This is a genomic window from Roseobacter insulae, from assembly GCF_019375555.1.
GTDB lineage: Bacteria > Pseudomonadota > Alphaproteobacteria > Rhodobacterales > Rhodobacteraceae > Roseobacter > Roseobacter insulae.
In genome coordinates, this window is the sequence record NZ_JAHXDN010000006.1 from 267,594 (window position 1) to 280,557 (window position 12,964).

General features: G+C 60.6%; 14 protein-coding genes. 8 read left to right on the forward strand and 6 right to left on the reverse strand.

Going from position 1 to position 12,964, the window contains the following annotated elements; translation table 11 throughout:
- Positions 1-3: 3 nt before the first annotated feature.
- Together KX928_RS20520 and KX928_RS20525 are read right to left on the reverse strand one after the other, a co-directional pair.
- Positions 4-1,035, reverse strand: coding sequence for a branched-chain amino acid ABC transporter permease (locus tag KX928_RS20520; RefSeq protein WP_219506396.1), 1,032 nt, complete (start codon positions 1,033-1,035; stop codon positions 4-6).
- A gap of 117 nt (positions 1,036-1,152) precedes the next feature.
- Positions 1,153-2,502 carry a substrate-binding protein gene (locus tag KX928_RS20525; RefSeq protein WP_219506398.1) on the reverse strand — a complete coding sequence of 450 codons (1,350 nt, stop codon included), beginning with the start codon at positions 2,500-2,502 and terminating at the stop codon, positions 1,153-1,155.
- A 236-nt stretch (positions 2,503-2,738) separates the two neighbouring features.
- Here KX928_RS20525 and KX928_RS20530 point away from each other — a divergent pair, with 236 nt between their 5' ends.
- The 5 genes from KX928_RS20530 to KX928_RS20550 all read left to right on the forward strand — a co-directional run bounded on the left by KX928_RS20530 (position 2,739) and on the right by KX928_RS20550 (position 8,856).
- Complete coding sequence (locus KX928_RS20530) at positions 2,739-4,028, forward strand: helix-turn-helix transcriptional regulator (RefSeq protein ID WP_219506401.1); 1,290 nt, start codon at positions 2,739-2,741, stop codon at positions 4,026-4,028.
- Between the two features lie 164 nt (positions 4,029-4,192).
- On the forward strand, positions 4,193-4,576 hold the full coding sequence (locus tag KX928_RS20535) for a response regulator transcription factor (protein ID WP_219506403.1): 384 nt from the start codon (positions 4,193-4,195) through the stop codon (positions 4,574-4,576).
- 3 nt (positions 4,577-4,579) lie between these two features.
- On the forward strand, positions 4,580-4,858 hold the full coding sequence (locus tag KX928_RS20540; protein WP_308342418.1) for a hypothetical protein: 279 nt from the start codon (positions 4,580-4,582) through the stop codon (positions 4,856-4,858).
- The gene (locus KX928_RS20545; protein WP_219506405.1) at positions 4,858-7,551 is read left to right on the forward strand and encodes an ATP-binding protein; all 2,694 of its coding nucleotides are present in this window, start codon (positions 4,858-4,860) and stop codon (positions 7,549-7,551) included. The genes KX928_RS20540 and KX928_RS20545 overlap by 1 nt, the downstream gene beginning before the upstream one ends.
- A 183-nt stretch (positions 7,552-7,734) precedes the next feature.
- On the forward strand, positions 7,735-8,856 hold the full coding sequence (locus KX928_RS20550) for a FliM/FliN family flagellar motor C-terminal domain-containing protein (RefSeq protein WP_257883980.1): 1,122 nt from the start codon (positions 7,735-7,737) through the stop codon (positions 8,854-8,856).
- Between the two features lie 6 nt (positions 8,857-8,862).
- Here the strand turns inward: KX928_RS20550 and KX928_RS20555 are convergent, their stop codons facing one another.
- The 3 genes from KX928_RS20555 to KX928_RS20565 all read right to left on the reverse strand — a co-directional run bounded on the left by KX928_RS20555 (position 8,863) and on the right by KX928_RS20565 (position 10,602).
- Positions 8,863-9,294: a protein tyrosine phosphatase family protein gene (locus KX928_RS20555; RefSeq protein WP_219506410.1), complete on the reverse strand. Its 432-nt coding sequence runs from the start codon at positions 9,292-9,294 to the stop codon at positions 8,863-8,865.
- A gap of 138 nt (positions 9,295-9,432) precedes the next feature.
- Positions 9,433-10,296, reverse strand: coding sequence for an MBL fold metallo-hydrolase (locus KX928_RS20560; RefSeq protein ID WP_219506411.1), 864 nt, complete (start codon positions 10,294-10,296; stop codon positions 9,433-9,435).
- Between the two features lie 63 nt (positions 10,297-10,359).
- Positions 10,360-10,602 (reverse strand): hypothetical protein, encoded by a 243-nt coding sequence (locus KX928_RS20565; RefSeq protein ID WP_219506412.1) that lies wholly within the window; start codon positions 10,600-10,602, stop codon positions 10,360-10,362.
- A gap of 216 nt (positions 10,603-10,818) precedes the next feature.
- Here KX928_RS20565 and KX928_RS20570 point away from each other — a divergent pair, with 216 nt between their 5' ends.
- On the forward strand, positions 10,819-11,103 hold the full coding sequence (locus KX928_RS20570) for a DUF2312 domain-containing protein (RefSeq protein ID WP_219506413.1): 285 nt from the start codon (positions 10,819-10,821) through the stop codon (positions 11,101-11,103).
- Positions 11,104-11,153: 50 nt separating this feature from the next.
- On the opposite strand, the gene KX928_RS20575 is transcribed toward KX928_RS20570, so the two are convergent.
- Positions 11,154-11,552 (reverse strand): DUF4440 domain-containing protein, encoded by a 399-nt coding sequence (locus tag KX928_RS20575; protein WP_219506414.1) that lies wholly within the window; start codon positions 11,550-11,552, stop codon positions 11,154-11,156.
- A gap of 246 nt (positions 11,553-11,798) precedes the next feature.
- On the opposite strand from KX928_RS20575, the gene KX928_RS20580 reads away from it, so the two are divergent.
- Positions 11,799-12,428 carry an NAD(P)-dependent oxidoreductase gene (locus tag KX928_RS20580; RefSeq protein WP_219506415.1) on the forward strand — a complete coding sequence of 210 codons (630 nt, stop codon included), beginning with the start codon at positions 11,799-11,801 and terminating at the stop codon, positions 12,426-12,428.
- Positions 12,429-12,442: 14 nt separating this feature from the next.
- A complete protein-coding gene (locus KX928_RS20585) occupies positions 12,443-12,946 on the forward strand; it encodes an anthrone oxygenase family protein (protein ID WP_219506416.1) in 504 nt (167 codons plus the stop codon).
- Positions 12,947-12,964: the final 18 nt, after the last annotated feature.

The window sequence follows — 12,964 nt, forward strand, 5'->3', positions numbered from 1 at the left end:
ATCCTATTCCTCCATCACGCCCCGGCGGCCCATCAGGCCACGCGGACGTGTCAGCAAGATAATAATGGCGACCAGATAGATGATGATCTGGTTGATGCCGGGCAGGATCTCGAGCACCACCGCCATCGAGGCGAAGCTTTCCAGAATCCCCAGAAGGAACCCTGCGAGCACAGCGCCGGGCAGAGAGCCCATGCCGCCCACGACGACCACCACGAAGCTCAGCACCAGAAAGTCCATGCCCATGTGGTAATTGGGCGAGTTGATGGGGGTGTACATCACGCCGGCGAGCCCGGCGACGGCGGCGGCGATGCCGAACATGATGGTGAAGCGTTTGTCGATGTTGATGCCCAGCAGCCCCACGGTTTCGCGGTCGGCCATGCCCGCGCGTACCACCATGCCGAAGGTGGTGAATTGCAGAAAGGCAAAGACCGCGCCGATGATCACGGCGGCGAAGGCGAAATACACCAGACGCCAGTAGGGGTAGATGATGGTGTTGGGGTCAAAGCCCAGCATCGCGCCGAAGTCGAACGAGCCGCGAAAGGCATCCGGAGCCGGGGTGGGGATCGGGTTTGCACCGTAGAAATATTTGATGATCTCCTGCAGCACGATGGCGAGACCGAAGGTGACGAGGATCTGATCCGCATGGGGACGCTTGTAGAAATGCTTGATCAGCCCACGCTCCATGATGAAGCCGATACCGATCATCACCGGGATCGCAAAGAGGATCGACAAGGGCACCGCCCAGTCGATGATCGCGTCACCGGTCTGTTGTCCGAAGATGTCGTAGATGTAAGGCACATCCACTTTCAGCGGATTGCCCAGGAAGTCCTTTTGTGTCTCGTCAATGATCGTGTGGCTGAGCGTCAGGATACGGCTGAGGGTGACGGCACAGAATGCGCCGATCATGAACAGGGCACCATGTGCGAAGTTCACAACCCCCAGGGTGCCGAAGATCAGTGTCAGGCCGAGGGCGATCAGCGCATAGGCTGAGCCCTTGTCGAGGCCGTTGAGGATTTGCAGGATGATTGCGTCCATGGTCCCACCTTCATGAAGCGATTGTCGCCCGGGTGCCGGGAGAGGCGCGTGGCAGCATCTGCCACGCGCCGTGTTTGAGGGGTGCGGGTGGCGCGGTCACGCCACCCGACGGGTCGCTTACGCGCCCGGGTTACACGTGCCCAGGTTGCCACCCGAGAACTGCGGGTGATCGGGATCGTAGGTAACCTGCGCAACCGGCGTGACTTCGACGATTTCGAGAAGGTCGAACTCGGACTGCGGGTTCTCTTTCCCTTTCACGACCAGCACGTCCTTGAAGCACTGGTGGTCGGCGCCACGATAGAGCGTCTTGCCATTGCCCATGCCGTCGAACTCGAAATCTTCGAGCGCTTCGACAACCGCGCAGGGGTTGAACGATCCGGCCCGCTCCACCGCATCCGCATAAAGCAGCGTCTGCACGTAGCAGGTATGCGCTGCCTGGCTGGGCGGGAAGCCGTATTTGGTGCCGAAGGACTGCACGAAGGCCTTCGAGCCTTCGTCCTGCAGCGACCAGTGCCAGTTGGTAGAGCCGAAGATGCCTTTCACGTTGGCCCCCGCACCCTTCGCCATCAGGCGCGAGTAAAGCGGCACGACGATCTCGAAGTTCTTGTCGTTGACCAGCTTGTCGCGCAGGCCGAACTGAACCGCGTTGGTCAGCGAGTTCACCATGTTGCCGCCGTAGTGGTTCAGAACCAGCACATCGGCACCGGATTGCAGAACAGGCGCGATGTAAGAGGAGAAATCGGTCTGTGTCAGGGGTGTTTTCACCGCGTTCACAGTTTCCCAGCCCATCGCTTCGGTCGAGGAGCGCACCGCTTCTTCGGTGGTGTAGCCCCAGTTGTAGTCGGCGGTCAGGTGATAGGCTTTGCGGTCCGTTCCGTAATTCGCCGCCAGCACCGGCGCGAGCGCTGCACCGGACATGTAGGAGTTGAAGAAGTGACGGAAGCCGTTGGCTTTCTTGTCCTTGCCTGTTGTGTCATTGGAGTGCGTGAGACCGGCCATGAAGATGATGCCTGCCTCCTGGCAGAGCGCTTGCACGGCAACCGCCACACCCGAAGACGAGCCACCCGTGATCATCACCGCGCCGTCTTTTTCGATCATCGAGCGGGCGGAGGCGCGCGCTGCGTCAGATTTGGTTTGCGTGTCGCCGGTAACGTATTCGACTTTCTTTCCCAGAATGCCGTTGCCCTGCAGCGCCTTGGATGAAAACGTGTTCATCATCCCGCCATCGCCGCCACCGTTCAGGTGTTCGACAGCCAGTTCGTAGGCGCGCAATTCATCTGCGCCCTCGTCGGCGTAGGGTCCGGATTGCGGTACGTTGAAGCCAAGCGTCACCGTGTCGCCTGTCGGGGCGTTGGTAAAGCCCGCGTGCCCGTCAGCACGCAGATACGTCGGCAACGTCAGGCCGGCGGCGCCAGCGACGGCGCCAGTCTTGATCAGACCACGACGCGTAAGTTTCGAATTGGACATGAATATCCTCCCAGTTGTTAAAACGCCGCGCCCGACGATTTCCTCCCCGACGGGTGCGCGCGGCACAAAGGTGCAAAGAACTTATCACCCGGCGACAGAAAATTTCGCAACAAGTGCCTTGAAATGAACAACTATTTTGTAAACAAATGCACAAATGGAAATGGTTATCTGTAAATTAAGTGATATTGCAGTGCAGAAAGCCATTGAAAAGACGGTAGATTGTTTATGGGGGTGACATGGCACGCGAAGGATTGACAGGCAGTCGCATCCGCGAGCGCCGATCCGTGACGGGCATGCGCCAGGCCGATCTTGCGCGCGCGCTGGGAATTTCGGCATCCTACCTGAACCTGATCGAACACAACCGCCGCAGAATCGGCGGCAAGCTGCTGCTCGACATTGCGCGCATTCTAAACGTGGAACCCTCAACGCTCACCGAAGGGGCCGAGGCCGCCTTGATCGCGACGCTGCGCGAAGCGGCGAATGCCGCCAATATGCCGCGCGCCGAAGTGGCTCGTGCGGATGAGCTTGCGGGCCGGTTTCCGGGCTGGGCGGAGGTATTGGCCGCCGGGCATCGGCGCATCGCGAGCCTTGAACGGACGGTTGAAACCCTGTCGGACCGGTTGACCCATGATCCGCATCTGGCGTCCTCCGTGCACGAACTCCTGTCCACCGCGGCGGCGATCCGGTCGACGGCCGCCATTCTCGCGGATGAAACGGATTTGACCGACGAATGGCGTGACCGCTTCCACGCCAATATCAATCAGGACAGCCGCCGCCTTGCGGAAAGCTCCAAGGCGCTGGTTGACTACCTTGATGCCGGGCAGGGCGTCGAAGATGCGGCGACCAGTCCACAGGATGAGCTGGAAGCTTTTCTGACGGAGAATAAATTCTGCTTCGACGCGCTGGAAACCGGCAGCAAATCCGTCGACCAGGTCATTGACGATGCGCCAAGCCTGCGGACGGGCGCGGCGCGTCACATGGCAAAGTCCATCCTCGACCGTGTGGCAGAAGATGCAGGCGCGGTGTCGGCGGAGAGCCTGCGCGGCGCGCTGCAGGATATGGGCCCCGACCCGGTGAAACTGGCGCGCCGCTTCGCTGCGCCCATTGGCAGGATATTGCGGCGTCTTGCCAGCCTGCCGGAACTGGAAGCGGGTCTGGTGGTCTGTGACCGCGCGGGCAGCCTGCTGTTTCGCAAACCAACGCAGGGCTTTGTCATTCCGAGGTTCGGGTCCGCCTGTGCGTTATGGCCACTCTTTGCCGTGCTGGGACAGCCGGGTCAGGTATTGCGGACGCCGCTGGTGCAATTGGGTCGGGGGCGGGCAGCGTTCGACTGCATTGCCGTCGCCGAAGTTGTCGGCGGGCCAACCTACAACCAGGCGCCGCTGGTGCAGGCGAGCATGCTGGTGCTCCCGAGTTCCGCGCGGGACACCACGGATGCAACCGAGGTCGGGGCCACTTGCGGCGTTTGTCCCCGGACCGGTTGCCCGGGCCGCCGCGAGCCATCGATTTTAAGCACCGGATTGTAAGCCTGTTCGGGGCGGATTATGGGACCGGAACCGCCGGTTGAAATGTGCCCCGCGCCCGTTGAGGGTTTTGACACCGCAGGCAAAACCGACAATAGTTCAACCTCACCCCTGAGGGAGACGGACTGCGGGTCCGGCGGGGTGGGCACCTTTGGGAGGAGGGCGCAATGGGCAAGCATGTGCTTTTGGTAGAAGATGAGCTGAACATCATCGAAGCCATTCGATTCCTGCTCAGCCGTGAGGGCTGGCAGGTTGACACGCACTCCAACGGCACGGATGCGGCGCAAATCATCCGGGAAAGAAAACCGGATCTGGTGGTGCTGGACGTCATGTTGCCCGGAAAAAGCGGCTTTGACATACTGGAGGAGTTGCGGGGCCATGAAGAGACGGAGGATTTGCCGGTGTTGATGTTGACCGCCCGCGGCCAGAGCCGGGATCGGGAAATGGCGGAGAAGGCGGGCGTGAGCCGCTTCATGACCAAGCCGTTCTCGAACACCGAAGTGCTGACCGCCGTGCGCGACCTGCTCTACGTTCACGGACAAAGGACCTGAGCCTTGGCCGCGCCCGGCACACCGCTGTTTCTGGAGCGTGACGGGTACCGCCAGCGGCGGATGATGGATGCGGTGCGTCTGCTGGTCATTCTTGGTGCCGGTTTGTGGATGATCCCCTTGCTGTGGCCCTCTGACGGCGCGTCCGAAGCGGAGGCGGTGTCCACATCCAGGGCGCTGCTGTATGTGTTCGGTGTCTGGTGGTTCCTGATTGTCGGGTCGGCGTTTCTGGCTCGGGGCATCCGGCGCATGCCGTCGCGGACGGACGATAGCGGAGCCGCGTGATGGCGTCCCTCAACGCGCTCATCGCTGTTTGTCTCGTTTATGTTTTCCTGCTGTTCTGTGTTGCGTTTCTGGCCGAACGCGCGGGTATGAAGGGCCGGGCCGGATGGCTGTTGCGCTCACCGCTTGTCTACACGCTCTCCCTGTCGATCTACTGCACGGCATGGACATTTTACGGGGCCGTCGGCTACGCGGCGCGGTCCGGTCTGGAGTATGTCACGATCTACCTCGGACCCAGTCTGGTGATCGTCGGGTGGTGGTGGATATTGCGGCGTCTGGTGCGGATCGGCCGTAGTCACAAGGTGACGTCGATCGCGGATCTGATCTCCTCGCGATACGGCAAATCCAATGCGCTGGCGATCGTGGTGACGGTCATGGCCGTGATCGGCGTCACACCTTATATTGCGCTTCAGCTTCAATCAGTTACATCGTCTCTTTCCATCTTTGCCGCAGCCGAGCAAGGGGGCTTCAATCAAGGGACGGAGGCTGCCTCTGCCGCGCTCTGGATCGCCATCGGGCTTGCGCTCTTCACCGTGCTTTTCGGGACCCGCAATCTCAACGTGAATGAACGCCACCATGGTGTGGTGATCGCCGTCGCGGTGGAGGCCGTTGTCAAGCTGATCGCCTTGCTGGCCGTGGGCGTCTTCGTCGTCTGGGGGATCGCCGGCGGTGTGTCGGAGACGCTGGCGCGCATCGACGCCTCGGCGCTCGGGACATGGCAGATCGACGGGAGCCGCTGGGCCGGGCTGACCTTCGTGTCCGCCGCTGCCTTTCTCTGCCTGCCCCGGATGTTTCAGGTCATGGTGGTGGAGAACGACGACGAACGGCACCTGCAAATCGCCAGCTGGGCCTTTCCGCTCTACCTGATGCTGATGAGCCTTTTCGTGGTGCCCATTGCGGTCATCGGTCTGGACCTTCTGCCAAAGGGATCGAACCCGGATTTCTTCGTGCTCAGTCTGCCGCTCAGCCAGGGGCGGGAGGGATTGGCGACGCTGAGCTTTCTGGGCGGATTTTCCTCGGCCACCTCCATGGTGATCGTGGCGACGCTGGCATTGTCGACGATGGTGTCGAACCATGTGGTCATGCCCATCTTCCTGTATCTGCGTCAGGGCGGGGCCACGCAATCCGGTGACGTACGCAATGTCGTATTGTTATCGCGGCGCCTGTCCATTCTGGGCATCATCGGGTTGGGCTACGTCTATTACCAGGCCTCGGGAGGCTCCGGCGCGCTGGCCGCGATTGGTCTGATTTCCTTTGCAGGTGTCGCCCAGTTCCTGCCGGCGATGCTGGGCGGTATCTTCTGGCGTGGCGCCACGCGGATCGGGGCCCTGGCGGGGCTTGGTGTTGGCTTCGCCCTGTGGGTGTTCACGATGCTGCTGCCCAGTTTTGGCCCGGATGTGTTCCTCAGCGCCGCGACCTTTGATAACGGGCTGCTCGGTGTCGGCTGGCTGCGCCCGCAAGCGCTTTTTGGCATTCCGGGCATGGATCCGACCATACATGCCATTTTCTGGAGCCTGCTGCTGAACGCGGTGAGCTTTGCGCTGGTGTCGCTGATGACCTTCCCGCATCCGCTGGAACGGTTGCAGGGTGCCCAGTTCGTCAACGTGTTCGAACACTCCGCACAGACCCGTGGCTGGCAGGCGTCCGTTGCGGAAAGCGAGGATCTGATGATCATGGCGCAGCGGATATTGGGGGCCTCCGAAGCGCAGCGGTTGTTTCAGGCAGAGGCCGCGGGGCAGGGGCGCAGGGGCTATCTGCCCGAACCGACGCCGGATTTCCTGCAACGGCTGGAGCGCGAGCTGGCCGGGTCGGTCGGGGCGGCAACGGCGCATGCCATGATCGGGCAGATTGTCGGAGGGTCCTCGGTCTCGGTGCAGGATCTGCTGGCGGTGGCAGACGAATCCGCGCAGATGCTTGAATACTCAAGCCAGCTTGAAGTGAAGTCGCGCGAATTGAGCCAGACCGCCGCCCAGTTGCGCAACGCCAATGCCAAGCTCACCCAGCTCAGCCACCAGAAAGATGCTTTTCTCAGTCAGATCAGCCACGAGTTGAGAACGCCGATGACCTCGATCCGCGCCTTTTCGGAAATCCTGCGGGACACAGACGGCCTGGGGGCTATCGAAAAGGCGAAATATGCAAACATCATCCATGTTGAAGCCATCCGTCTGACACGCCTCCTGGATGATCTGCTCGATCTCAGCGTGCTGGAAAACGGACAGGTGACGCTGAACATGCAAACCGGCAGCCTCGTCGATCTGCTGGACCGTGCGATCGCCACCGCGCAGGCCAGCGAGGCGCGCAACATCAGGATTGACCGACGACGGCTGGAAGAAACCGTCGAACTGCACACCGATCTGGACCGTCTGGGGCAGGTGTTCATCAACCTGATCACCAATGCCCAGAAGTACTGCGGCGCCGATGATCCGGTCCTGAAAATCGCCGTCTCCCGCCAGGGTGAGGCTGTGGTGGTTGATTTCATGGACAATGGTCCCGGTATCCCGCGTGCATCGCGTGATGTGATGTTCGAAAAGTTCAGTCGCATCGGGGCCGAAGACAGTAATGGCGCGGGGCTGGGACTGGCGATTTGTCGGGAGATCATGACACGTCTGGGTGGCGATGTGACCTATCTGGACGGGACCGGGGGCACGGCGTTTCGCGTGGTGCTGCCCCAGGCGCAGGCCCTTGCTGCACAATAATTTTTTGGCCTGATGGGCCACGCAGTCACAGCCATAAAGGCAATCGTAACCATTGGCCCTTATTCCCTGACTGAACGAAGCCTCGCGCGGCGGGATCAGTGCGGGCTATTTTGACAAGGGCCGAAGATGTCAGTTTTGCAGCGCAAGGCGCAGGCAGGTAAACAGGAACATCAGGCGCGGGCTATGACCGTGCCCAAAGCTTTGCGCGTGGGTGTCGCCAAAATCGCCGACCAGCTGTTTGACATGGCCCTTGTGGTCATCGGGATCACGCAAGAACGCTGCGAAGGCGATACGATTGCTGAAAAACTGGACGAGTCGGCATTGCTTGTGCTTCTGGACGGGCCGACGGAGTGTTCTGGCGGCGCGATGATCGGTCCGGAACTGGTGGGCGCGATGATCCAGCAGCAGACCACCGGCAAAGTGTCCAAGGAGCCGGCGACCGAGCGGCCCCTCACGTCAACCGATGCAGCGCTCTGCGCGCCCTTGCTTGATGCGCTTTTTCAACGGGCGCATGATATGCTCGAAACGGAGAAGGACCGTGACATGTTCCCGGTCTTCAAATTCGGGGCGCGCGTTGAAAACACCCGGCTTTTCGGCCTGGCCCTGGAAGCGACGGAATATCAGGTTTTCAAGCTGACCATTGATGTCTCGGGAGGGGCTTTCCAGTCCAGCCTGACCCTGTTGTTGCCGGTGATTGAAAAACGCGCTGATCTCATGGTGCCGGACCGGCCGGATGAGGCGCCCGCTCCGGTGACGCTCGAAAAAACCGTGATGAGCATTCAGGCTGACCTGACCGCGGTCCTGGGGCGCGTCAAGCTGCCGCTGTCGAAGCTGGGCCAGATGTCCGCGGGAGACGTGCTGACCCTGCGCCCTGATGCGTTTGACGCGGTGGAGGTGATCACACGGCAAGGCCGGGTGGTCAGTCGTGGCTCAATGGGGCAGGTGGATGGGCAGCGCGCTGTCCAGTTACAGTCAAACCCCGCAACGCCGCAAAACCCAAAGCGACGGGCCGCGGATCGCGATGGCCTTGATTTGCCGGAGGTTGCCCCGGTTGAATCGTCGCTGTCCCCCAGAATGTCCGCCGACCCCCTGAACACCATCGATATGCCAACCGATATGCCGACGGATTTGGACGCTGCCGGCGAATTGCCCGATCTGCCCGATCTGCCGGACCTTCCGGACCTTGACGAGGCAGCCACGTTGCCGGACCTGCCCGATCTACCGGAGTTGCCCGATTTGCCGGACCTGGACAACGATGGTGACCTGCCGCCTCTTGACGGGCTGCCGGACATTAAAATTGCCTGACCGCTTTCAGCGGGCCTGCCCGGCAATCGCCGTTAATGTGCCGCGCAGATTTTCCAGATCGTAGCCTCCGGCGCGCGCCGCCTGAATGATCTCCTCGGCGGGGCGGTCACGCGCGGCAGCCAGGGCCCAGGCAATTGTCGAGCGTGTACCGGATGCGCAATAGGCCAGCACAGGGCCATTCGCGTCATCCATCACCCCGCGGTTTGCGGCAATCACCTCGGGTGTCATCGATTGATGGGTGAGGGGACGATACGCAAAATCGAGCCCGGCGGCGGCTGCGGCTTCTTCGATCGCGGCACATTGATGGCTGGGCGGCACTTCGGCATCGGGCCGGTTGCACAGCACAAGCTTGATACCGATGGCGGCAATGTCGGCCATGTCTTCGGCACAAATCTGCGGTGCGGCGTAAAAATCGGGTGTAATCTGGCGGATATCCATGCGTTTAGGCTTAAATTCAGCTGGCGGAACTGTCCAGATGGCTTCGCGGATCAGCGCTCATCGAAAAGGTAATGGTACGCCAGGAAGGCTTTACTACCAGCGACACTATGGTCGGCGCGGTGCCGCCTAACGCGCGGCTCACAGTTTATTGATGGGCAGTTTCAGCATCACATCGCCATCCGCGTCGGGTTCGGGCATGTGGCCCGCGCGCATGTTGACCTGCAAAGAGGGCAGGATCAGTTTCGGCATGCCAAGGGTGGCATCCCGCGCCTCTCGCATCTCGACAAAACTGTCTTCATCCAGACCCTTGCCTATATGAACATTGCGTGCCTTCTGCGCGCCCACAGTTGTCTCCCACGCGAATTCTTCGCGTCCGGGTGCCTTGTAATCATGGCCGACAAAAATGCGGGTCTCGTCGGGCAGGCTGAGAATGCGCTGGATGGAGCGGTAGAGATCATGCGCAGACCCACCCGGGAAATCGCATCGGGCGGTGCCAAAATCCGGCATGAACAGCGTATCGCCTACAAAGGCCGCGTCGCCGACAACATAGGTCATGCACGCGGGTGTGTGACCGGGCGTGTGCATGACATCCGCGCGCATCTGGCCGATGTGAAAACTGTCACCGTCACAAAAGAGCCGGTCAAACTGGCTGCCGTCGCGCTGAAATTCCGTGCCTTCATTGAAGACTTTGCCAAAAGTGTCCTGAACTGTCGTGATCTGATCACCGATGCCGATCTGTCCCCCCAGTTTTTCCTGCAGATAGGGGGCTGCCGACAGGTGATCTGCATGCACATGTGTCTCCAGTATCCATTGGACCTGAAGCTCCTCGGAGTGCACGTGGGCGATGATTTCATCGGCAGATGCGGTGTTGGTGCGCCCTGAGGCGTGATCGAAATCCAGAACCGAATCGACAATCGCACAGGCCGCGCCTTGCGGGTCCTGAACGATATAGCTGACCGTGTTTGTTGCCGTGTCGAAAAAGGCGGTTACATGCGGGGACATTGCGAGGCTCCCTTGAAGTTTTCCAAGTGTAAGCTGGCGCATGAAGCTGTGGCAAGCGTCTTGCTAGGCCAGAAAGATACCCAGAATAACCAGCATCAGCCCGATCACGGACAGGAAAAGGGCCGCGAGGTTCATGGGCAGCGCTTTTTGCAACTTGGCACGCATGGCCTCATCTTCGAGATTGGCGCGCCGCGCGCGCGCAACGTAGACGATACACCAGATCAAGCCGAGAAACCCGGTGAGCGTCAGCAAGGCGCCGCCCCAGATCAGCAGGTCGAATACCGAATATGCCGCAGTGATTTCCATGGTGCCGGGCTATCGAATGAATCCATATCGTGCAAGAGGAAGCCCTTGACCGCCGCGGGGGCAGAGCAGCGTGCCGTTGACTTTTGGACGCGCACGCTGGCCTGTGCCGGTGCCCCCTGCGCAACGCAACAATTGTCGTCAAACCCGCTTGCGGCGCAGGGAACGGGAGGCTAGTCAGGTGCCGACCCGATATCTGCAACCCGCAAGGAGCTTTTCATGAGTGACACCGCAACCGACCCTGCCGTTGTAGAAACCCCCGGCGACGCAACTTACCGCGTGACGGCAAACGAATTGCGACAATTCGTGGAACGGATTGAACGGCTGGACGCGGAAAAGAAAGACCTTGCGGAGCAGCAGAAGGAAGTCATGGCGGAGGCCAAGGCCCGTGGGTATGACACCAAGGTCATGCGCAAGGTCATTGCGCTGCGCAAACGGGACGCGGACGACATCGCAGAAGAAGAAGCGGTGCTTGAGATGTATAAAGAAGCCCTGGGTATGTAAGCCTTTCCGCAGCTTGCCCCGGTCGGGCGGCTGTTTTTGGGTGTGACAGGTCAGGTGGCCGCTGGCGATTGGGCCGGGGTGTCCTGACTGAACACGCCGATCCAGGTATCACCCTCGCGCCGCCAGATGGAGCTGACGAACATCTGTTCGGGTGTTTCCCGCGTTACCCGCTGATATATTGCCAGATAGGATAATAGGGCGAACCCTTGGCCCAAAGCCATCGACCGCGCGTCGGTTATGCTGAACCAGCGGATGGTGGGACCGTTCGCCAGTTGCGCCACATGTTCGTGTTTTGTTGCAAACCCGTCGGGATAGACGCCGAGAAACGTTTCATCCAGCGCCGCCGCATCCTGCGCCGCGTCACCCTTGACCAACGCCTCCCAGACCGCCGTTTCGCAAGGCAAAAGCGTTTGCGTCAAAAGGGTATCGGCCGATGTGTCGCTGGGCATTGGCAGCCTTTCAGATAGTTGGTGGCGGTGGCGTCGGGCCTAGGTACGCGTGGCGTCACACGCCTGGCAAGCCGGGGACACCGATTTTACCGCCGCTCAGTTACCATTGACTCCTACACATTGGATGCCGGGGTGTCAGCGGGGTCATATCGCATTCTCTTTGAGCTTGACATGATGTAAAGTATTTCCTATTTCGCCATCAGAAGCTTTACACTGAGTAAAGTGATTTGATGAAAGGACGCCGAAATGAAAGTCATTGTTATTGGAGCCACCGGCACGGTGGGAAGCCTGGCGGTTGAGCGGATGCTGGAGGACGGCCACGAGGTGACGGCATTTGCACGCAACCCGGATCACCTGCGCGTGACGCACCGCAATCTGAGATCTTTCGCGGGCGATGCAACGGATCTGTCGACTGTTTCCACGGCAGTGGCCGGGCATGATGTTGTCGTCGTGACGTTGGGCGCCGGGATGTCGCGCAAAAACCTGATCCGCTCGACGGGCACGCTGGCCGTTATACAAGCCATGCAGGAGCAGGGGATCGACCGCCTGATTTGTCAATCCACCCTCGGAGCCCATGAAAGCTGGAGCAATCTGAACTTCTTCTGGAAGCGGATCATGTTCGGCGCTCTGCTCAAACCGGTCTTCCGCGACCACGAGTTGCAGGAGGCACTGGTCCGCGCCAGCGGGCTGGATTGGACAATTGTGCGCCCCGGCGCTTTCACGAATGGTCCGGCTGACGGTCAGTTTAAGGAGAACTTCGGCCCGCTGGAGCGGGGTCTTTCGTTGAAAATCACCCGTGCCAATGTGGCCGCATTCCTCGCCCGGCAGGTGTCAGAGATGACCTATCTGCGGGCCGCCGTCGGTATTTCAAACTGATCCGGGGGAGAGCCATGATCGTGTCGATATCTCCTCTGATCGCCGGGCTGGTTGGCATGTCGATGGCCTGCGGTCTGGTGGCGGGCGTGCTCCTCGCCTTCTCAGATTTCGTGATGAAGTCTCTGGTGGCCGCGCACCCCGCGGCCGGGACGCAAGCCATGCAGATCATCAACCGCAAGGTCTACAGATCGCTGTTCATGCTGCTGTTCGTCGGCCTCATTCCGGTGTCACTTGGCCTCGCGCTTGTCGGGGCTTATTTTCTGGACGGTCCCGCTCAATCCAGCCTGGTTGTTGCGGCATCCCTCTATGTTCTGGGCGTATTTGGCGTATCCGCGGTCGGCAACGTCCCGATGAACCAAAAGCTTGCGGCGTGCGCCGATGGCAGTGAGGACGCGCAGGCCTATTGGCCCGCCTACGCGAACGCGTGGGTTTTGTGTAATCACGTGAGGTGGATCGCGGCCCTGGGGGCAACCGGCTGTTACATGCTGGCCGCTCTCCATCTAGCGCAAACGAGTTGATCCGCATGAAGACGTGGG